The following is a 20,256-nucleotide window of genomic DNA, read 5'->3' on the forward strand; positions in this document are numbered from 1 at the left end:
ATGCAAATGCTGCTTGATAGTGGAATTATTATAAATGTGTTTTTTGTCTGCGGTTGCAGATATTTGAGTGTATATAAGTGAGATGTAAAGGGAGAGGAAAAATTCCCCTCCCTTTTTCGCGCATATACGGGACTTTTTAAGTAAGATTTCGAGAGAACATTAAGCAAGCACAGGAGGAATGATCATGAGAATCAGTCTGGAACAGGCACTTAATATCCTTATGGATCATGTAACACATGGAAAAACAGAGAGAAAAACTTTGGAGGACTGCCTGGGGCTGGTACTTTCGGAAGATGTGTATGCACTTCTTGATATGCCTCCCTTCAGCCGCTCTGCGCAGGATGGGTATGCTTTGTGCTCTAAGGACAGCATAGGGGCCACTGGAGAGAACCCGGTTAAGCTGAAGGTTACAGGAAAGATTTATGCAGGGGATCATCTGGATGTGCAGGTCAGACCAGGAGAGGCAGTCCGGATCATGACAGGGGCAATGGTCCCGGCGGGCGCAGACTGTGTCCTTCGTCAGGAAGATACAGATGAAGGAGAAGATGTGGTTCAGATTTATAAAGAGGTAGAACCTGGCTGCAGCATCTGTTTTAAAGGAGAAGAGTATAAAAAAGGCCATACATTGCTTCACGAAGGTACAAAGATCGATGCAGCAGCTCTGGCTGTTGCCAGTGGAAACGGCATTATGGAGCTGCCTGTTTATAGGAGGGTAAAAGCAGCAGTGGTTTCTTCAGGCAGTGAGGTAGTAGAGCCGGGAACACCATTGACTCCCGGAAAAATATATAATACCAATACTGTATACATGAAAGCACGTTTACACCAGTTAGGCGCCCAGGTAATGATGAGCCGGACCGTGGGAGATGAGCTGGAGATCATGGAAGACGCATTAAAAGAAGCAGCAAACCAGGCAGAACTGGTGATCACCACCGGTGGTGTTTCCGTAGGACAGAAGGATCTGACAGAAGAAGCGCTGCTTTCTATTGGGGCAGAGATCTTGTTTCACGGTATTGCCATTAAACCGGGAATGCCTACCCTTGCAGCTGAAAAAGACGGAGTCTTGTTTATAGGGCTTTCCGGCAATCCATTTTCTGCGGCAATCCCATTTGAAATGTTTGTACGTGAGATCCTGTCATTAAAAATGGGCGATCCGGATCTGAAACTGCGCCGGGAAACTCTTACCGCTGTAACCGGTTTCTCAAAAAACAGCAGAAGGCGTCGCTTTTTAAGAGGAAAAGCAGAAGGAAAGGAAGTATGGCTTCCAGACCAGCAGGCCAATGGGCAGATGCGCAGTATGGTAGGCTGTAACTGCCTGATCGAGATACCGGCAGGAAGCGGACCGGTAAAAGCAGGGGATAAGGTAGAGGTGCTGTGGCTGTAACGGTATTTTAGCGGCAGGGGCATTTTTATTACGATGAATACTTGATTTAGGGGTTAGCATATGTTATAATGTTGGTAGCCGAGAAAAGATATGGGTGTGTCATTTGACCGCCAAAAAAGAATCCCCAGCAGTTGCAGCTGCTGGGGATTCATCTCTCTTTGTGCGGTTGAGAATCCGCTTTAGGCTAATTGTCGCGATCATGTCTGTCTAGCCATTTGCATATGTAGTAGCCAACTACTTCTGCTGCGACCGACACTAGAAAAGATATGAATATAGCCATTCTCCCGCCTCCTTTCTGTTGCCAGAATAGGGTGCGACAACAGATTGATTATAACATGGGGCGGGGGATTTTACAATAAGGCTTTTTGGGAGTTTAAGAGCTAAAAAGTAAATAACAGTGCTGAGATCTAGAGGCTGTAGCGCTCGATCATCAAAAGATGAACGATTGCACAAAAAATGTAAATTATCAACAAAATTATTGTATAATATACACAAAAACAAAAAATATTTTCGATACTTATTATCAATAGACACCAGACTTTTTTAATCTTATAATAAAGATAACTTCATAAAGCAGATTTCATATGTATATCCCGGAGATGGGTCCGGAGTTTCTACCAACTACCGTAAAGAGTTGACTACATAGTGTATATGGCAGGTAAGTACTTGTTGTATATAAATGCGTGCGGTTTTGGTGACAGATGAAGATCGATCCAGTAAGGAGCCGCACATATCGCGGCTCCTTTTATAATGTTCTCCCGAAATCTTTCTGTGTCTGATCTTGTGAGTAAATTTTTTGTCAGATGCATCTGGCAGAAAATCAGCTGCAAGATCAGGTGCAGGAAAGACTCTGAGAGGACACAATGCCAGATATCTGGAAAAAACTGTGGGCTGCAGATTCTGTAAGCCTGCAGGTATAGATGAGCGCATGAAATACTTTGAGCAACGGGGAAGCTTAAAGGCTGGAAAGATCAGAAAAAATCGCAAAAAGGGGGGTATAGTGGACACCAGAACGCAGACGGCTGTTAGTGAAGGAAATATGTGAAAGTGAGGCTTTATTTTATGGAAAAAAGGGAAGGTTTTTTCGGAAGATTTTTTGGGATTTCACAGAGTGGATCAAACATGCGTACAGAGATATTGGCAGGCATTACAACCTTTATCACAGTTGCCTATATCCTGATCTTAAATCCACAGATTTTAGCAGATCCATTTGTGATCACCGGTGATGTGGCAATGGCGGCAAAGGTATCAAATGGTGTGTTCATTGGTACTTGTATCGGTGCGTTTATCGGAACCTTTCTCTGTGCTGTTTATGCTAAAGTACCATTGGCACAGGCACCTGGAATGGGATTAAATGCATTTTTTGCATACACAGTAGTCTTAGGAATGGGTTATACCTATAACCAGACACTGACCATTGTATTTTTATCAGGTGTGTTGTTTATTGTGATCACAGTGGTGGGCCTTCGCCAGGCGATCATCCGGGCCATACCGGAATCTATTAAAATGGCGATCACACCGGGAATCGGGCTTTTTATTACAATCATCGGACTGAAAAATGCAGGTATCGTAGTCAGCAATCCGGCTACACTGGTAAGTATGGTAGACTTTGCACAGTGGAGAAATGGTGGGAATACAGAACTGATCTGCGGGGCACTGGTTGCTTTATTTGGTCTGATCGTGATCAGCGTTTTAAACGCAAGAAAAGTAAAAGGTTCTATCTTTTTAGGGATCGTGGCAGCAACTTTAGCAGGTATTCCCTTAGGCGTTACAAAATTATCATCCTTTGATCTGAATCTGGCAAATAAATTCAGGGATTTTGGGGAAGTATCTCTGTTTAAGCTGGATATAGCCGGATTATTTGAAGGAAAGAGCGTGACAGAAGCTGTATTTATTATTATCATGCTTGTGCTTAGCTTTTCACTGGTAAATATGTTTGACTCTATGGGAACGCTGATGGGAGCAGGAAGACAGTCTGGTCTGGTGGATGAAAATGGGGAAGTCATCCACATGCAGGAAGCGTTAATGGCAGATGCTATCTCTACAGCAGCAGGAGCATTAATGGGAACTTCTACAGTTACAACGGTTGTAGAGTCCAGTGCAGGTATTGCAGAAGGCGGAAGAACAGGAATGACCAGTCTTGTAACAGCAGTTGCTTTTCTGGCAGCCATTGTGTTTGCACCAGTAGTTGGCATCGTACCTGCAGCAGCAACTGCTCCGGCACTGATCTTTGTAGGTGTGCTGATGCTTGGAAATATCAAAGATGTGGATTTTTCTGAGCCAACAGATGCAGTGGCATCCTTCTGTACGATTGTATTTATGCCATTTACCTATTCGATCGCAAATGGCATTGCAATGGGTCTGATCACTTACTGTCTGTTAAAGGTTTTCACTAACAAGGCGAAAGAGGTAGAGGTACTTACATCAGTAATTGCAGTAGTATTCGTTTTCCGCTATGCATTTATGACATTAGGGTAAAAATGTCCGGGGTTCTGGGGTCAAGGAGGAAACATATGGAAAATAATATATTTGCTTTAAAAGGAAATATTATATACGCAAAAGACAGCAAAGAACTGTGCATTAACGAACAGAGTTATCTTGTCTGTGAAAATGGAAAGGTTTATGGGATCTATTCTAAACTTCCGGAAGATATGAAGGATATCCCGGTAGAAGATGTGGGCGATAAGCTTATTATCCCGGGACTTACAGATCTTCATGTTCATGCGCCTCAGTATTCCTTCAGGGGTCTTGGAATGGATATGGAGCTTCTTGACTGGCTGGAAACCAATACATTTCCGGAAGAAGCGAAATACAAAGATCTGGAATATGCAAAAAAAGCATATGGCATTTTTGCAGAACAGATGAGAAAAAGCGCTTCTACAAGGGCGTGTATTTTTGCAACGATCCATAAAGAGGCAACGATCTTACTTATGGATCTGATGGAAGAAAGCGGGCTTTCTACTATGATCGGAAAGGTAAATATGGACCGCAACAGCCCGGATTATCTGCGGGAGCTGTCAGCAGAAGAATCAGAAGAAGCCACCAGAGAGTGGCTGAAAATAGCAGCTGATAAAAATTATGACCACACAAGGACGATCCTTACACCACGGTTTATACCAAGTTGTACCGATGAACTGATGGAACGGTTAAAAGGTGTTCAGGGAGATTTTGGTCTGCCTGTGCAGTCCCACCTGTCTGAAAATCAGGGAGAGATCGCCTGGGTGAAGGAATTATGCCCCTGGTCCGGATTTTATGGGGATGCCTATGATCATTTTGGCCTGTTTGGGGGAGAGTGCCATACGGTCATGGCTCATTGTGTTTATTCTGGCGAGGAAGAAATCGCCCGTATGAAAGAAAAAGGCGTATTTATTGCCCATTGCCCTGATTCCAACACCAATCTTTCCTCTGGTGTGGCTCCGGTGCGCAGGTATCTGGAAGAGGGAATGAACATAGGACTGGGAAGTGATGTAGCAGGCGGAACAAGTGAAAATCTGTTTGCAGCTATGGCACAGTCCATTCAGGTATCCAAGCTTCGCTGGAGACTGTTTGATGATTCTTTAAAGCCGCTGACCATTGAGGAAGCTTTCTATATGGCATCTAAGGGCGGCGGGGCTTTCTTTGGAAAAGTAGGAAGCTTTGAGCCGGGTTATGAATTTGATGCAGTGGTCTGCGATGACAGCCGCTTAAAACATCCCCAGCCACTGACTGTAAAACAGAGGCTGGAGCGGATCATTTATCTGGGGGATGAGAGAGAAGTAGCAGGAAAATATGTAGAAGGCAGAAAGCTGTTTTAAATGTGATAAAAAAGGGTTTTGCAGGCAAAGAGGTGTGGAGAGATCCATGCCTCTTTTGCGAATTATAAACATTTTTCCAGTTGTCCGGTCCGCTTGTAAACCATTCGTCTTCATGCTATTATGTATACAGTAATCTGTTGCAGGGCAACAAGATCTTGTATCAGCGTAATAGACTTACAGACAAAACTTCTCTGGGCAGCAGAAAGGATAAAAACACAATGAAATATGATTTTACAACAGTTTTAGACAGAAAAGGAAAAGATTCTATTGCAGTGGAACCATTTGAGGCTGACTGGATCAAGTGGCCGGGAACGGTGAAGGAAGGTTTTGACATTATCCCCATGTGGGTAGCAGATATGAACTTTCCGGCTGTACATACTATTCCGGAAGCCATTATTGAGAGAGCAAAGCATACCACTTATGGCTATTTTTCCCCAAGAGAGGAATATTTTGACGCCATTATCCAGTGGCATAAAAACAGAAATGGTGTGGAAGGGCTAAAGCCAAAGCATATCGGGTATGAAAATGGTGTTTTAGGCGGTGTAGTCAGTGCGTTAAATGTACTTTGCTCTAAAGGTGACAGTGTACTTTTACATTCCCCCACTTATATCGGTTTTACCAACAGCCTTACCAACAACGGTTATCACATTGTCCACAGCCCGTTAGTAAAGGATGAGAATAATGTATACCGTATGGATTTTGAGGATATGGAGAAGAAGATCATGGAAAACCATATCCATGCAGCAATCTTCTGCAGTCCGCATAATCCTACCGGCCGAGTGTGGGAGCAGTGGGAGATCGAAAAGGCAATGAAGATCTACAAGAAGCATGATGTATATGTAGTTTCTGATGAGATATGGTCTGATCTGCTCTTAAATGGCCATAAGCATACTCCCACCCAGTCTGTATCTGAGGATGCAAAGCAGAGGACAGTAGCTCTCTATGCTCCATCCAAGACCTTTAATCTGGCTGGTCTTATTGGAAGTTACCATATTATTTACAATGACTGGTTAAGGGAACGGATTTTAAAAGAGTCCTCTTTAAGCCATTATAACAGCATGAACCTGTTATCAATGTATGCATTGATCGGTGCTTATAAACCGGAAGGTTATGAGTGGGTGGATGAATTAAAAGAGGTGTTAAGCGGGAATGTAAACTATGCCTGCGATTACATTGAAAAGCATTTTGACGGTGTTAATGTTTCCAGGCCGGAAGGCACTTACATGCTTTTCCTGGACTGTACAGAGTGGTGCAAAAAGCATGGAAGGACCATTACAGAACTTCAGGCAGCAGGCATTGAAGTAGGCGTGATCTGGCAGGACGGTGTAGCATTCCACGGTCCATGCCATATCCGTATGAATCTGGCACTGCCGTTGTCCAGGGTAAAAGAAGCCTTTGACCGTCTGGATAAATATGTGTTTAATGTTCTATCGGCTCCGAGAGGACATTTTAACCCACAGGAGGGATAACGAACATGATATTTGACACACATGCTCATTATGACGATGAAGCCTTTGACGAGGACAGAGAGCAGCTTCTGGCAGCCTTTAAGGAAAATGGCATCGGCGCTGTTACAAATGTAGCTGCCAGCATTTCCAGCTGCAAGACCACACTGGAGCTTGCCAGGAACCATGATTTCATGTATGCTGCTTTAGGCGTGCATCCAAGTGAAAGTGCAGAGTTGTCTGATGAAGGCTTAAAAGATATTGAGGCCTGGTGTACAGAAAGACAGGACGGGAAGGTCCGGGCCATTGGTGAGATCGGCCTTGATTATTACTGGGAAGAGCCGGATAAAGGGATCCAGAAGAAATGGTTTGTGGCCCAGTTAGACCTGGCCCGCAGGCTGAAGCTTCCGGTGATCATCCATAGCCGTGATGCTGCAAAAGATACCTTGGATATTATGAAGGCAGAACATGCAGAAGACATTGGCGGCGTGATCCACTGCTTTTCCTACACAAAGGAAATGGCAAGAGAATACCTGAATATGGGATTTTTCCTTGGTATTGGCGGCGTGCTTACCTTTAAAAATGCCAGAAAACTGGCAGAGACAGTAGAATATGCCCCTTTAGACCGTCTGGTACTGGAAACGGACTGTCCATATCTGGCACCTGTTCCCAACCGGGGAAAGCGAAATTCTTCCCTGAACCTGACCTATGTGGCAGACCAGCTGGCTGCCATTAAAGGCATAGACCGGGAAAAAGTGGAGAAAATCACCTGGGATAATGCCAGAAGGCTTTATGGTTTACAGCCATAGTTTTTTTGCTGACGACATGCAGCAATTCGGTATCAGAGGGGTCAAAATACCTTTTGCCCCAACATTAAATGATAGAAATATAACATAGATAGAAAGAAGACAAAAGCAGGTAAAATCATAGATGAATCAGAAATTATCAGATCCGAAAAAAACAATTGAAGTCATCCAGAAATATCAGTTCGCATTCCAGAAGCGCTTCGGCCAGAACTTCCTTATTGATGCCCATGTTCTGGAAAAGATCGTAAGCGCAGCAGGTATTACAAAGGATGACTGTGTTCTGGAGATCGGTCCGGGGATCGGAACCATGACCCAGTATCTGGCAGAAAGCGCAGGACAGGTGATCGCAGTGGAGATCGATACCAATCTGCTGCCAATCCTTACAGATACATTAAAGGATTATTCCAATGTAAAAGTCATCAACCAGGATATCCTGAAAGTGGATATTAATGAGCTGGTAAAGGAATACAATAACGGCAGACCTATTAAAGTAGTTGCAAATCTGCCATATTACATTACTACCCCCATTATCATGGGACTGTTTGAGAGTAATGTGCCTATTGACAATATTACTGTTATGGTGCAGAAAGAAGTAGCAGACCGTATGCAGGTAGGGCCGGGATCTAAGGATTATGGTGCCCTGTCTCTGGCAGTGCAGTATTATGCAAGTCCGTATATTGTAGCAAATGTACCGCCAAACTGCTTTATCCCAAGACCGAATGTGGGTTCTGCGGTGATCCGCCTGACCCGCTATCAGGAGCCGCCGGTACAGGTGAAAGATCCAAAGCTGATGTTTAAGCTGATCCGGGCATCCTTTAACCAGAGAAGAAAAACACTGCAGAATGGTTTAAATAACTCTCCGGAAATTTCTTTTTCAAAAGAAGAGATTACAAAGGCTATTGAGAGCCTGGGAGTATCACCTTCTGTCCGTGGAGAAGCCTTAAGTCTGGAGCAGTTTGCACAGCTGGCTAACTATTTTGCACAGTAATTAAGCCGTTTATAAAAAGAAAGGCGAAAATGCCTATGTCAGATAAAAAAAGATGGATCCGGCTAGCTGTGGCCGCAGGCTTAGGTGCTGCAGCCGGTGCATGGACTTATCAGATAGAGAAAGATAAAAAAGCGGAAAATGATGCCAGACTGGCGGCGGTGGAAGCTGCTGTAGTGCGGAGCAGGGATTATGGGAAGCAGAAGGCTTATATTATAGGAAATGGTTTAAGCTCTCTGGCAGCAGCAGTCTGGCTTATAAAAGACTGCCATTTTCCAGGAAGCAGCATTATGGTGTTTGGAGAAGGCACTGAGGGAGAGGAAGAAATACGCCCTCTTGTAGTAAGCCGGGAAAACTGCAAAGATTTTCTGGAAATGTGTGGAAAAATACCGGATTCCGGGGAAAAAGTATTTACTTTCCCGAAAACAGAAGGCAGAGAATGTCTGGACTGGGGGGATCTTCCTGCACTTTGGCGGTTGTTGTGTACAGAAGAAGAAAGGCTGGATATTTTAAGCATTGAAGACTGGTTCAGTGAAACACCTCATATATTTGAGACAAATCTGTGGCAGCTGTGCCAGTGTGTGTTTGGCCTGCAAAAGGACAGCAGCCTGGCAGGATTTCGCAGAAGTTTATGGGAAATAAAAGGACCGTTTCTCTTCCTTTCGCCAGATGAAATGAAAGATCTGATCTGTTTGCTGAAACAATACCTGCGCCGTAAAGGTGTATTATTGCTGGAAAACAGCCAGGTAACGGATCTGGAACTTGAAAATGGCAATGAAGGCGGAAATGGACTGGCAGTAAAGAAATTGTATGTAAAACGCAGACTGCAGGAAGAAGAAACCGACCGGGAATCCTTTGTATTTGAAAAAATAAATCTGGGTTCCGGGGATATCTGCATTATGGAAAATGGCAGTGGTTCTGGGAAATTATGGAAAAAAACGGCTGATCTGCATATTGCTATGGGAGAGCCGGAAGCTTTTTCAGATGAAACAGGTAAACTCTCATCACTTCGTCCTCATCATTTTACAGACCGGCCTAAAACCGTTCCGGCCGGAAGCCGGAATCTTGGTTTTGTTGGAGCATTTTCACGGCTGGAAAAAGGCTTCTGCCTTACAGGAAACTATGCTGTGTCAAGTGCCAGAAGCACAGTAGATGAGCTGATGCACGCAGGAAAATGGGCTGGAGGAACAGGAGAGAGAAAGAAGTCCCGGACCGGGAAATGGCTCACAGTTTACAAGGTGGTCAGTTCATTGTACCGTGCAGGTCTGTAACTTTCAGGTCTGTAATTTTCGTGCATGGTCATGCCGCTATAGGTGGTACATTTTGTTAAAAAGGAGATGGATAAATGCTGTTTATCGGAGGTATCAGTCAGGGCAGGAAGCTGCTTAACTACGCAAAGAGCATTCTTTGCGGAAGCTGCGGCAGCACCAGCCAGTGTCAGGTCTTTATGACCTATATGTATTTCAGTTTTTTCTTTATCCCGCTGTTTAAGTGGAATAAGCGCTTTTATGTGCAGATGTCCTGCTGCAGTGCCATTTATGAGCTGGAGCCGGAAATCGGAAAAGCTATTTTAAGAGGGGAAGAACCGTCGATCACATCTGCCGACCTTCATCTGGTCCAGGAGGGAAAATACACCCGCACCTGGCAGGAAGGTTCCGGAAATCCCCATAAAAAGTGTATGCGCTGCGGATTTGAGACAGATGAAGATTACAATTACTGCCCCAAGTGCGGGGGACGGATCTAATGAGTCCAAAATAAATATTAAATCCTCCCATATGCGATCAACGGATCTTTGTATTTTACACCCAGACTCAGGGTGTAATAAAGTATAACGCCGTCAAATGGGGCAGTATACCGGAAAATTTCATTTCCATAAAAATCTTTCAGGGTGCCAAGGAGGGCGCCCTGTTTTAATTTCTGACCGGCATGTGACACAGCGGGATACCAGAAACCATTTATAGGTGCTTCTTCATAAATTGACTGACGGATTTCTTCCTGGTGAAAGGCTGTATTTGAAAAAGTTTTGATCTTAAGATGATCCATTAGTTCAAAAACGTTTCTTTTGCAGGCTGTAATTTCGTTCTCACTCCATAGTCCCCGTTCACCCCGTTCTACTAAAAGCGATGGAATACCACACTGGGCGGCCCAGCTGTATAGCCCATTTTTGGAAGTGGAAGCAACACGGTATGGAACAGAAAGAGCCGCTGCAGCAGCAGAGGTTTTGGCAGCCAGTGTATCAGGAACGGCTGCAGGAAAGAAGATCAAAGGAGTCAGAGCTTCGTTTATATCACCGCCATGGAGATCCATCAGAAAATCAGCTTCAGGATACAGGACTTTTTCAAGGATTTTTGCAAAGCGGCTGGAAAAGGTACCGGCAGGATCACCGGGAAACATGCGGTTTAAATTCTGGCCATCCGCAGGGATCGTTTGTTTGGCACCCATGTAAAAGCCTTCTGGATTTACCAGGGGAAGCAGGATGACACGTCCTGAAAGACCGGCGGGATCCAGTTCTTTTTTCAGACGGTTCAGGGCTTCTATGCCTACATATTCACAGCCATGGATACCTGCAGTCACTATCAGGGTTTTTCCAGGCTGGCTGCCGCATATGGCAGTTATCTCAACGGGGTAAGGGCTGGCCACAGGCAGCAGGAGAGTTTGCTTTGTATTGCTGCCGGCTTTCAAGTCAGACAGTTTCATGTTTAAAGATCTCCTCTAGTCAAATTCAATAATAGAAGCTAAAAGCTTTCTGGCATAGTTATCCTTTGTTTCTGCAATACGGGATACCGGAATGTGTTCGGTAATACGGCCATGATACAGGAAAAGCACATCATCGCACAGATAAGTGACGGAAGTCAGGTCATGGGTAATGAAAATATAAGTGAGTCCCAGTTTTTCCTTCAGATCATGGAGAAGATCCATGATCTGGACCTGGGTATGTGCATCCAGGGAAGAGATAGCTTCGTCAAAAAGAATGATCTCTGGCTGGCATGCTACAGCCCGGGCAATGCAGACACGCTGCAGCTGTCCGCCGGACAGTTCATGGGGATATCGGTTTGCATAGGAGGGATCCAGTCCCACAAGCTCTAAAAGGCGGTTAGTTTCTTCCAGCCGATCCAGCCGGATCTTTTGATTTCGTTCTCTTGCAGCCAGACCTTCAGCAATGATCTCTTTTACGCGAAAACGGGGATTGGCAGAGGTAGTATAATCCTGGAAAACAACACTTAAGCGTTTTTGAAAGTTTTTCAGGCCATTTCTGGATGCATAAACAGACACATCCTGGATTTTTACTTCTCCTGTGTCGGGTTTTAAAAGACCGCAGATCACACGGCCAAGGGTGGATTTTCCGCTTCCGGATTCCCCAAGTATTCCCAGGCAGGTTCCCTGTGAGACTTTTAAGGATACATCGAATAATACCTGGTTTCTGGTAGTTCCGAAAATTTTTTCCTGTCGTTCGCTCCGGAAGCTGACACATACATTATTTACTTCCAGCATGGGATATCTCCTTTCTATGTAAAACTTCGCGATAGTGATGCATAACCGCAGAACGTTTTTCTATCAGCAGGCGGGTGTAAGGATCCTGGGCATGATTTCGGATATGCTCAAAGTCGCCACTGTCTACGATATGTCCGCTGTTCATGACCAGGATGCGGTCAGCTACTTTGGATATTGCCCCTAAGTCATGGGTGATGAAAAGCATGGCAGTATTTTTGCTCTTTTTAATGCGGATAAATTCCTCCAGGATCTCATATTGAGTGATGGCATCAATGGCAGTTGTTGGTTCATCAGCGATCAGAAGCTCAGGCTGCAATGCCATGGCAATACCGATCATAATGCGCTGGAGCATACCACCGGAAAGCTGGTGGGGGTATTTTTGCAAAACTTCTTCTCCATTTAAGATCTGCATCTGGTTCAGGATCTTTAGGCAGTGGGAACGGATCTCCTGGGCGTTCCATGTAGTGTGGGTGGCGAAAGTCTCAGCCATCTGATTTCCTATACGGTACAGAGGATCAAAACAGGTCATGGGGTTCTGAAGCACCATGGTGATCCGGCTTCCGCGAAGTCTGCGCAGTTCTTCTTTTGATTCTTTTAGAAGATCATGACCATCAAAAACAGCGCTTCCGGAAACATGGAAATTTTTATCTAACAGGCCCAGAATTGATTTTACAGTCATACTTTTTCCACTTCCAGACTCACCAAGGATTCCCAGGCATTCTCCTGGGTGGACTTCAAAATTTACGTTTTCAACCAGTTTTTTTGAAGTCTTACGGTATGTCAGTGTTACATTCAGGTTTTCAACTTTTAAAATGGCAGACATTACAGCACCTCCTTTGGATCCAGTACATCACGAATGGCATCTCCCATTAAGTTAAAGGCAGAAACTAAAATAACGATGGCAATACCAGGGACCAGCATCTGGGCCGGATTGCTGGTCAGGACATTTTTTGCTTCACTAAGCATAGCCCCCCATTCAGGAGTAGGGGCCTGTACACCAAGTCCAAGGAAGGACAAAGTAGAAATATTGATGATAGCCCAGCCTACATCCAAGGAAGAGAGAACAGCCAGATCTGCTGCAATGGATGGAACCAGGTGTTTAAAAAGGATAAAACGTTCAGGAGTCCCTACACAGCGGGAAAATTGGACAAAGTTCCGGTCCCGGTACTGCATGACACCTGTGCGGATCATGCGGGCATACCAGGCCCATTTAATAAAGACATTTGCCAGGATCACATTCTGTACGTTAATGCCCAGCAGTGCAACCACGGCAAAGACCATGATCTGGCTTGGGAAAGACAACATTACATCTACTATACGCATGATCAGTTCTTCTGTAATACCACGGAAATACCCGGCCAGAAGTCCCATCAGAGCGCCAAGACCGATGGTACCTAACATAGTCAGTACGGCCAGACCAAGAGTGGGCCTGATCCCGTAGATCATGCGGGAGAGGATACAGCGGCCAAGATTATCAGTACCAAGGGGATATTCTTTGCTGAATTGGGAAAATTTGTTAAGAATATTGGTAGCATAGGGATCATGTGGAGCAATAAATGGGGCAAAAATGCCCATTAATGCCACGATCAGTACAAGTGTTACTGTGCTGACAGCAGTTTTATTGTGAAGAAACCGGTGTAACATCAGTTGCTCTCCTTTCGCATACGGGGGTCAGATACGGTTTGCAGGATATCAAACAGCAGGTTAAACATAACAAACAGGACACCGATCAAAAGAACATAAGTCTGGATAACAGGATAATCCCGGTTGAAAATGGAACTGATGCACAAGGTTCCCAGTCCAGGCCATGCAAATACATTTTCTACCACAATAGTTCCGGAGATCAGCTGCGGGATACTCATACCAATGGCAACAATGCAGGTATGCATGGAGTTTTTCAGAATATGTTTTACCAGAATGGATCTTTGAGTGAGACCGCGGACATTGGCGTAAAGTACATAATCCTGTTTCATATTTTCAAGCATATTGTTGCGGATCAGGCGGATATAGGTAGAAATATAGCTTAGGGATACAGTAAAAGCAGGAAGGATGAGATGTCTGATCGTACCGTTCCCACTGGTAGGCAGAAGGTCAAGTTTAATGGAGATCAGCCACATTAACAGAAGTCCCACCCAGTAAGGCGGCATAGCAGTGGTCATAAATACAAGACCTCGCATGAGCCGGTCAAACCAGCCATCCTTATATACTGCACAAAGAAAGCCGATAGGAAGACTTAAAAGGATCACCATAATAAGGGAAGCACCGGCAAGCTGTAAAGTAGCAGGCATACAGCGCAGCAGTTCTCCTGAAACAGTGCGGCTTGGGTTTACATAACTAATTCCAAAATTGCCGTGAAGACAGTCCAGTACCCAGGTAAAGTAACGGACCAGGTAAGGCTTGTCTAGACCAAGCTGGGCACGGACCTCAGCAATGGCATCTTCCGTGATAATGGGAACCTGACGTACACGCAAAGCTACTTCAGCCGGATCAGAAGGAATCAGATTGATAAAAACGAAGCATACAAAGGAAATAATGAGAAGGAGCGGAATGGAAGACAGGATCCGCTTGATGATATAGGGTTTCAAAATAATACCTCCGCTTGGAAAAATAAATGTGATAAAGGATCTAATTGGAACAAAGCCGCCTCAAGGGAGACGGCTTCATGCACATTTTACGAATACTGGCGGCAGCTGCGGGAGTGCCATCGGCACGTAACAACAGACGTTCGACTTGAATTGTGGTGATGTCAACATCAGGTGACATGTCCGTTTAGAAAGAGAAATCCTGGAATGGAACCTCATACTGAGTCTGGGTAAAGTGGAAGCCTTTCATATCGGAACGATAGATTGCTTTGTTGCATTCATAAGTCAGCGGAATGTAAACTGCGTCTTCATGGAGATGAGTCAGAACGTAGGTGTAAAGTTCCTGGCGTCTGTCTTCATCTGTGGTGACCAGGATCTCAGTAATAGCATCATCGATCTCTGCTTTATCATCCAGACCGAGCTGTGCTGCATAATCGCCGTATACAGGTGCACGCATGGCAGCCAGAGAGGACTGGGGATCGTAAGGAGTACCCCAGCAGATATTAAATACCATATCAAAATTACCTGCTTTCATATTGTCACGGTAAGACTGTTCTTCCTCACCATGTATGTTTAAGGAAACACCGATGGACTGGTATTCGCTCTGAAGATACTCTGCAATGGATTTTTCAGTAACGCTGTCACTGTTATAGAGAAGATCAACATTTAACTGTTGTCCATCTTTTTCACGGACATTGTTGGAACCCATTTTCCAGCCTGCGTCATCCAGAATCTGTCCAGCTAATTCTAAGTTATAAGCATATGGTTCCAGTTTAATATCACAATATGGAATTGTGGAGGCAAACAGAGTATCTGCCGGTTTTTCCAGTCCATAGAAAATACCGTCAGAGATATTCTGCTTATTGGTTGCGTGCTGAAGGGCGACGCGCACGTCTTTTTCTGAAAGAATGTCAGAAGAAGTATTCAGGACGATCTGCCTGGTGGAAGTTGGCTCAGAAAGCTCTACGGTAAATTTATCACTGTCCAGATACTGGTTAATGGCATCTGCATCGATCATATTTTTTCCGAAAATCATATCGATCTCACCTTTTTCCAGAGCCAGGATACGGGTCTGATTATCCGGGATGACTTTCACTGTGATGGTTTTAATAGCCGGCTGTTCGCCCCAGTAGTTTGGATTTGCCTTGAATACGGCATATTCATCAGTAACGAACTCATCCAGCACATATGGACCAGTACCTATATAGGCTTCTACCCCATCCTTGGTGCTGCTGTTTTTCATGGCTTTCGGTGAGATCATGGCAAATGGTCTGGTCACGCCAAGCTCTGTTAAAAGAGGATAATATGGTTCAGATAATTCGATCACAAAGGTATTTTCATCTGGAGCATCTACTCCTACTAACAGATGCATCATTTCCAGCCAGGTATGGCGGTCTTTATTTTCCAGAATCGCGTCAAAGTTTGCTTTGATGGCATATGCGTCACACTTTTCACCATCTGAAAATGTTACGCCTGAACGGATGTGGAAAGTATATACTTTACCATCTTCACTGACATCCCAGCTTTCTGCCAGGCAGCCCTCAAAACCGTCAGCGGTAATATTGACCAGGCCTTCGTATAACATTTCCTGGGCATACATTTCGCCGGCATATAAATGTGGGTTTAGATCGCGGATATCGCGATAGTTTACGAAGATCAGGTCTTCTTTTGTACCTTCAGCTGTAGTGGTAGTTTCTGAAGGCTTAGGATCTGCAGCAGAAGATGCAGAGTCAGAAGCGGATGAACCGCAGCCGCTTAATAAGGCGGTGCCTAAGAGACCTGCCAGAAGCATTGTGCCCCATCTTTTTTTCATGATAAGTTTCCTCCTGTTGTAAGAAATGTACTCTCGGAATCTTTTTGTACTTGATTTTGCGAGACTCTGAGAGGATATAAAATATAATGTTGTTTGTTCATTCGCCTGAAACGAACGATAGAGAGTATAACACAGGTTAGTTAAGACTTACTACTGATGAAATTAGAGGGGCTTAGTTATTCCAAAATGTTATAACTGAACTAAAATATCTACAAGATATCCTTAAAATGGCTGATAAACCATTCAGCGGCTTTGCTTAATTTTGCATGATCCGGGCAGATATAGCCAATAAGGAGAAAAGGCTCACAGTTATTGATCCGCAGCTGCCGGACATCATATTGGCGGTACTGATCATAAAGGAAATTGATGCCGAGACTGCATATATCCGTGTTTAATAACAGGTTAATGGTCAGGTGATCACTGTTGGTATAGACGGCGTAGTGGAGCTGTTCTGTGCTGATCGCTCCAAGGCTTACATGGTTCAAGTGGTGTTCTACGGAGAAAAAATCCCTTACACCCCTTACAAAGGAAAGAGAGGAAAGCTCTTGAAAGTCAATGCTGTCATCCTGGTAGCGGGGATGCCTGGGGCCTACATAAACACAGGCTTCTTTTCTGTCAAGAGGAACGAATTTAAGTTTTTTGTGGGACAGAATGTGCTGGAACTGGTGGAGCTGCTTTTGCGCAATATAAACGATGCCAATTTCAGAAAGCCCCTGGGCTACCCGGTTGCTGATCTCCTCCACAGTGCCTTCTAAGTGTTCCACAATGTAAGAATCTCCCATTTCTTTGTAAAAATCTGTTAATAGGCGGGAGATCATATTGCTGGGGTAAGTAGCGAGACTGAATTTTTGACCTTGATTGTGATCAGTCAATGAGTTGATCAGGCTTACATTATGCAGTATATTCTGGGCATATTCCCGGACTGTTTCACCGTAAGGGGTAATGTGGATACCCCGGCTGCTGCGCTCAAAAAGAGGTCGTCCCAGCTCTTTTTCCAGAGAACTGATCACTTTACTCACATTAGGCTGTGTAGTATAAAGACATTCTGCTGCCTGATTAAAGCTGCCTTTTTCACATGTGATCATAAAATATTCCAGCTGACGTAATTCCATAGGTTCCTCCCTGAAGTGCAGTAAACAGTAAGTTTATGCTAACCACTATAACAGAAAAAAAGACAGCGCACAATCAGCAAATTCAGCTGCTGATCATGCAACATGTGAACAGTAATAAACAACTTGACAATTTTTACCAATAAATGTTATTCTGAATGGGAACAGGGAGCTTGTGAAGCAGGCTGAGAGGAAGTAATCAAACTTCGACCTATTGTACCTGATGTGGGTAATGCCAACGTAGGGAAATAATGTGTCGCATATTGTATTTATGTATAATACGTATATTTTGCGGTCCGTTCCTTATGTGGGCGGACCGTTTTCTTTTTTCTGCGTAAAGACTGATGATCAACATACACAGCAGAAATATGTGCAGTAAATGTGGAAAACATTCCGTCCGGGTGCCCTTTCTGTGGAAAAATATGATGTGAAGGAGAATGAAAATGAACTACACAACACAGATGGATGCTGCCAGAAAAGGAATTATTACAAAGGAGCTTCAGGCAGTAGCAGAAAAAGAGCAGATGGATACAGCACAGTTAATGCAGCTGGTGGCAGAGGGAAAAGTAGCCATTCCTGCAAATAAAAACCACAAATGCCTGGATCCTAATGGTATCGGTTCCATGTTAAAGACCAAGATCAATGTAAATCTTGGAACCTCCAGAGACTGTAAAGATCTGGATATGGAGCTTCAGAAAGTAAATGACGCAGTAAAAATGGGTGCAGAGTCCATTATGGACTTAAGTTCATGGGGCGATACCCAGAAATTCAGAAGAAAGCTGACTGCTGAGTGTCCGGCCATCATTGGTACTGTACCGATTTATGATGCAGTGGTATACTATCATAAGGCACTGAAGGATATTACTACCGAAGAGTGGTTAAAGATTGTGGAAATGCATGCGCAGGACGGTGTGGATTTTATGACCATCCACATTGGCATTAACCGTTCAACTGCCCAGCGTTTCAAACAGAATAAGCGTCTTATGAACATTGTATCCAGAGGCGGATCCATTATTTTCGCATGGATGGAAATGACTGGAAAGGAAAATCCATATTATGAGCATTTTGATGAAATCCTGGATATCTGCCAGAAATATGATGTGACCATCAGCTTAGGTGATGCCTGCCGTCCGGGATGCTTAGAAGATGCTACCGATGTTTCACAGATCGAAGAGCTGGTAACATTAGGTGAGCTCACAAGAAGAGCCTGGGAGAAGAATGTCCAGGTGATCATAGAGGGACCAGGCCATATGCCTCTTAACCAGATCGCAGCCAATATGCAGATCCAGCAGAGCATCTGCAAGGGCGCTCCGTTCTATGTATTAGGACCTCTTGTTACAGACATTGCACCGGGATATGATCATATTACAGCGGCTATTGGCGGTGCGATCGCAGCAACCTACGGAGCATCATTTTTATGCTATGTAACACCAGCAGAACATCTGAGATTGCCGGATCTGAATGACGTAAAAGAAGGTATCATCGCTTCCAAGATCGCAGCTCATGCAGCTGACATTGCAAAAGGTGTCAAAGGCGCTTCTGAGTGGGATCGTCAGATGGGAATGGCAAGAAAGAAACTGGACTGGGAAAAGACCTTTGAGCTTTCTATTGATCCGGAAAAGGCAAGAAACTACAGAGCATCTGCAAAGCCGGAAAAAGAAGATACCTGCTCTATGTGCGGCAACTTCTGTGCTGTAAAAAATATGAACCGTATTTTAGACGGTGAGATCGTAAGCATTTTTGATGAATGATATAATGGGCCATTGACCAGTGAACAGCCTGCGTAAGCAGGCAGTAAAGCGTGTAAGCGCGGGTTCGCGAGTGGGCATGAGCAGACACAAGAAAGGGAGAGAAACATGAAATTTGACAAAAGCCAGTTGTTGATCTATGCAGTAACCGACCGATCCTGGACCGGAAGTATGAGCCTTTATGAACAGACGGAAGCAGCCTTAAAGGGCGGCGCTACCATGGTGCAGCTTCGTGAAAAAGGACTGCGGGATGACAATGTGGAAGAATATCTGGAAGAGGCGAAAAAAATGCGTGCTCTTACAGAAAAATATAATGTTCCTCTCCTGATTGATGATAATATAAAACTGGCTGGACTTTGTGGTGCAGACGGTGTTCACGTAGGACAGAATGATATGGATGCCGGTCTTGCCAGAAAGCTTCTTGGACCGGACAAGATCCTGGGAGTCACAGCCAAAACGGTAGAACAGGCATTGAAAGCCCAGTCACAGGGGGCTGACTACTTAGGCAGTGGTGCCGTATTTGGCACATCTACCAAAAAAGATGCCCGTCCAATGACCATGGAACAGCTGCAGGCTATCTGTGCATCCGTATCTATTCCGGTAGTAGCTATCGGAGGTATCTGCCTGGACAATATTGAAAAGCTGAAAGGAAGCGGTGCAGTGGGAGCTGCCATTGTATCAGGTATCTTTGCAGCACAAGATATTGAAGCAACCACCAGGGAGCTTAGGGAGAAAATGGAGCGCAATCTTCTTGAAAAATAATGAATTACAATTGCTGGGTTTGTTATATAAAAACACAAAAATTTTAAATCTGAGAAAGATTCCTGATAATATACGGGCTGCTGATTGCAGCCCTTTTTCTGTTGATCTTATGTGTGCATTTCTTCAAATGAATTCAGCCAGATCCTTTATTTAAGCCGATTTATCATTATTCTCTATAAACTATAATGATGGTCAGCCAGTCGTATTTCCTGAAAAAAATATTTCCGATTACATATATGTGTTGTTGTTGACAAATCTTATCATGGTGAAACCGCCCCTTAGTGTTGACTAAAAAATGATGTTAGTATAAACTAACTCGACATGCGAGTTTAAGCAAAC

The 20,256-nt window shown here is 44.3% G+C and carries 17 protein-coding genes and 2 riboswitches; of the genes, 10 read left to right on the plus strand and 7 right to left on the minus strand.

All coding sequences use genetic code 11. The features are described 5' to 3' along the window. Window positions 1-184 precede the first annotated feature (184 nt). The 8 genes from OGM16_06560 (at window position 185) to OGM16_06595 (ending at window position 10,155) form a co-directional block, all read left to right on the plus strand. Window positions 185-1,381, plus strand: coding sequence for a molybdopterin molybdotransferase MoeA (locus OGM16_06560; protein ID UYJ47902.1), 1,197 nt, complete (start codon window positions 185-187; stop codon window positions 1,379-1,381). 564 nt (window positions 1,382-1,945) lie between these two features. Continuing rightward, a riboswitch (purine riboswitch) is annotated at window positions 1,946-2,042 on the plus strand. Between the two features lie 401 nt (window positions 2,043-2,443). Further along, complete coding sequence (locus OGM16_06565; GenBank protein ID UYJ47903.1) at window positions 2,444-3,859, plus strand: NCS2 family permease; 1,416 nt, start codon at window positions 2,444-2,446, stop codon at window positions 3,857-3,859. Between the two features lie 35 nt (window positions 3,860-3,894). Continuing rightward, a complete protein-coding gene (locus tag OGM16_06570; GenBank protein ID UYJ47904.1) occupies window positions 3,895-5,175 on the plus strand; it encodes an amidohydrolase family protein in 1,281 nt (426 codons plus the stop codon). A gap of 218 nt (window positions 5,176-5,393) precedes the next feature. Further along, window positions 5,394-6,644 carry an aminotransferase class I/II-fold pyridoxal phosphate-dependent enzyme gene (locus OGM16_06575; GenBank protein ID UYJ47905.1) on the plus strand — a complete coding sequence of 417 codons (1,251 nt, stop codon included), beginning with the start codon at window positions 5,394-5,396 and terminating at the stop codon, window positions 6,642-6,644. Between the two features lie 5 nt (window positions 6,645-6,649). Beyond that, window positions 6,650-7,429 (plus strand): TatD family hydrolase, encoded by a 780-nt coding sequence (locus OGM16_06580; protein UYJ47906.1) that lies wholly within the window; start codon window positions 6,650-6,652, stop codon window positions 7,427-7,429. Window positions 7,430-7,550: 121 nt separating this feature from the next. Continuing rightward, window positions 7,551-8,414, plus strand: a complete 864-nt coding sequence (rsmA, locus tag OGM16_06585; protein UYJ47907.1) for a 16S rRNA (adenine(1518)-N(6)/adenine(1519)-N(6))-dimethyltransferase RsmA — start codon at window positions 7,551-7,553, stop codon at window positions 8,412-8,414. A gap of 35 nt (window positions 8,415-8,449) precedes the next feature. Then, on the plus strand, window positions 8,450-9,682 hold the full coding sequence (locus OGM16_06590) for an oleate hydratase (GenBank protein ID UYJ47908.1): 1,233 nt from the start codon (window positions 8,450-8,452) through the stop codon (window positions 9,680-9,682). Window positions 9,683-9,756: 74 nt separating this feature from the next. Continuing rightward, window positions 9,757-10,155, plus strand: coding sequence for a zinc ribbon domain-containing protein (locus OGM16_06595; protein UYJ47909.1), 399 nt, complete (start codon window positions 9,757-9,759; stop codon window positions 10,153-10,155). 17 nt (window positions 10,156-10,172) lie between these two features. On the opposite strand, the gene OGM16_06600 is transcribed toward OGM16_06595, so the two are convergent. The 7 genes from OGM16_06600 to OGM16_06630 all read right to left on the minus strand — a co-directional run bounded on the left by OGM16_06600 (window position 10,173) and on the right by OGM16_06630 (window position 17,410). After that, a complete protein-coding gene (locus OGM16_06600; GenBank protein UYJ47910.1) occupies window positions 10,173-11,108 on the minus strand; it encodes a succinylglutamate desuccinylase/aspartoacylase family protein in 936 nt (311 codons plus the stop codon). A 15-nt stretch (window positions 11,109-11,123) separates the two neighbouring features. Further along, entirely contained in the window at window positions 11,124-11,903 is a 780-nt protein-coding gene (locus tag OGM16_06605) for a dipeptide/oligopeptide/nickel ABC transporter ATP-binding protein (protein ID UYJ47911.1), read from the minus strand. After that, complete coding sequence (locus OGM16_06610) at window positions 11,887-12,726, minus strand: ABC transporter ATP-binding protein (protein UYJ47912.1); 840 nt, start codon at window positions 12,724-12,726, stop codon at window positions 11,887-11,889. The genes OGM16_06605 and OGM16_06610 overlap by 17 nt, the downstream gene beginning before the upstream one ends. After that, window positions 12,726-13,547 carry an ABC transporter permease subunit gene (locus OGM16_06615; protein UYJ47913.1) on the minus strand — a complete coding sequence of 274 codons (822 nt, stop codon included), beginning with the start codon at window positions 13,545-13,547 and terminating at the stop codon, window positions 12,726-12,728. The genes OGM16_06610 and OGM16_06615 overlap by 1 nt, the downstream gene beginning before the upstream one ends. Beyond that, window positions 13,547-14,488, minus strand: coding sequence for an ABC transporter permease subunit (locus OGM16_06620; protein ID UYJ47914.1), 942 nt, complete (start codon window positions 14,486-14,488; stop codon window positions 13,547-13,549). The genes OGM16_06615 and OGM16_06620 overlap by 1 nt, the downstream gene beginning before the upstream one ends. Before the next feature lie 184 nt (window positions 14,489-14,672). Further along, window positions 14,673-16,298 (minus strand): nickel ABC transporter substrate-binding protein, encoded by a 1,626-nt coding sequence (gene nikA / locus OGM16_06625; protein ID UYJ47915.1) that lies wholly within the window; start codon window positions 16,296-16,298, stop codon window positions 14,673-14,675. A 209-nt stretch (window positions 16,299-16,507) separates the two neighbouring features. Next, window positions 16,508-17,410 (minus strand): LysR family transcriptional regulator, encoded by a 903-nt coding sequence (locus tag OGM16_06630; GenBank protein UYJ47916.1) that lies wholly within the window; start codon window positions 17,408-17,410, stop codon window positions 16,508-16,510. A 152-nt stretch (window positions 17,411-17,562) separates the two neighbouring features. Beyond that, window positions 17,563-17,672, plus strand: a riboswitch (TPP riboswitch). 178 nt (window positions 17,673-17,850) lie between these two features. On the opposite strand from OGM16_06630, the gene thiC reads away from it, so the two are divergent. Both thiC and thiE read left to right on the plus strand, forming a co-directional pair. After that, window positions 17,851-19,158 (plus strand): phosphomethylpyrimidine synthase ThiC, encoded by a 1,308-nt coding sequence (thiC, locus tag OGM16_06635; protein ID UYJ47917.1) that lies wholly within the window; start codon window positions 17,851-17,853, stop codon window positions 19,156-19,158. Between the two features lie 105 nt (window positions 19,159-19,263). Continuing rightward, entirely contained in the window at window positions 19,264-19,917 is a 654-nt protein-coding gene (gene thiE / locus OGM16_06640; protein ID UYJ47918.1) for a thiamine phosphate synthase, read from the plus strand. Window positions 19,918-20,256: the final 339 nt, after the last annotated feature.

The organism is Lachnospiraceae bacterium (assembly GCA_025758065.1).
Taxonomy (GTDB): domain Bacteria; phylum Bacillota; class Clostridia; order Lachnospirales; family Lachnospiraceae; genus Enterocloster.

Bases quoted from the DNA above. Each gene is read 5' to 3' on its own strand.
- thiE (UYJ47918.1), top strand. From the start codon at position 19,264: ATGAAATTTGACAAAAGCCAGTTGTTGATCTATGCAGTAACCGACCGA.
- OGM16_06575 (UYJ47905.1), top strand. From the start codon at position 5,394: ATGAAATATGATTTTACAACAGTTTTAGACAGAAAAGGAAAAGATTCT.
- OGM16_06630 (UYJ47916.1), bottom strand. From the start codon at position 17,410: ATGGAATTACGTCAGCTGGAATATTTTATGATCACATGTGAAAAAGGC.
- OGM16_06615 (UYJ47913.1), bottom strand. From the start codon at position 13,547: ATGTTACACCGGTTTCTTCACAATAAAACTGCTGTCAGCACAGTAACA.
- OGM16_06565 (UYJ47903.1), top strand. From the start codon at position 2,444: ATGGAAAAAAGGGAAGGTTTTTTCGGAAGATTTTTTGGGATTTCACAG.
- OGM16_06610 (UYJ47912.1), bottom strand. From the start codon at position 12,726: ATGTCTGCCATTTTAAAAGTTGAAAACCTGAATGTAACACTGACATAC.
- OGM16_06600 (UYJ47910.1), bottom strand. From the start codon at position 11,108: ATGAAACTGTCTGACTTGAAAGCCGGCAGCAATACAAAGCAAACTCTC.
- nikA (UYJ47915.1), bottom strand. From the start codon at position 16,298: ATGAAAAAAAGATGGGGCACAATGCTTCTGGCAGGTCTCTTAGGCACC.
- rsmA (UYJ47907.1), top strand. From the start codon at position 7,551: ATGAATCAGAAATTATCAGATCCGAAAAAAACAATTGAAGTCATCCAG.
- OGM16_06605 (UYJ47911.1), bottom strand. From the start codon at position 11,903: ATGCTGGAAGTAAATAATGTATGTGTCAGCTTCCGGAGCGAACGACAG.
- OGM16_06560 (UYJ47902.1), top strand. From the start codon at position 185: ATGAGAATCAGTCTGGAACAGGCACTTAATATCCTTATGGATCATGTA.
- OGM16_06580 (UYJ47906.1), top strand. From the start codon at position 6,650: ATGATATTTGACACACATGCTCATTATGACGATGAAGCCTTTGACGAG.
- OGM16_06595 (UYJ47909.1), top strand. From the start codon at position 9,757: ATGCTGTTTATCGGAGGTATCAGTCAGGGCAGGAAGCTGCTTAACTAC.
- thiC (UYJ47917.1), top strand. From the start codon at position 17,851: ATGAACTACACAACACAGATGGATGCTGCCAGAAAAGGAATTATTACA.
- OGM16_06570 (UYJ47904.1), top strand. From the start codon at position 3,895: ATGGAAAATAATATATTTGCTTTAAAAGGAAATATTATATACGCAAAA.
- OGM16_06590 (UYJ47908.1), top strand. From the start codon at position 8,450: ATGTCAGATAAAAAAAGATGGATCCGGCTAGCTGTGGCCGCAGGCTTA.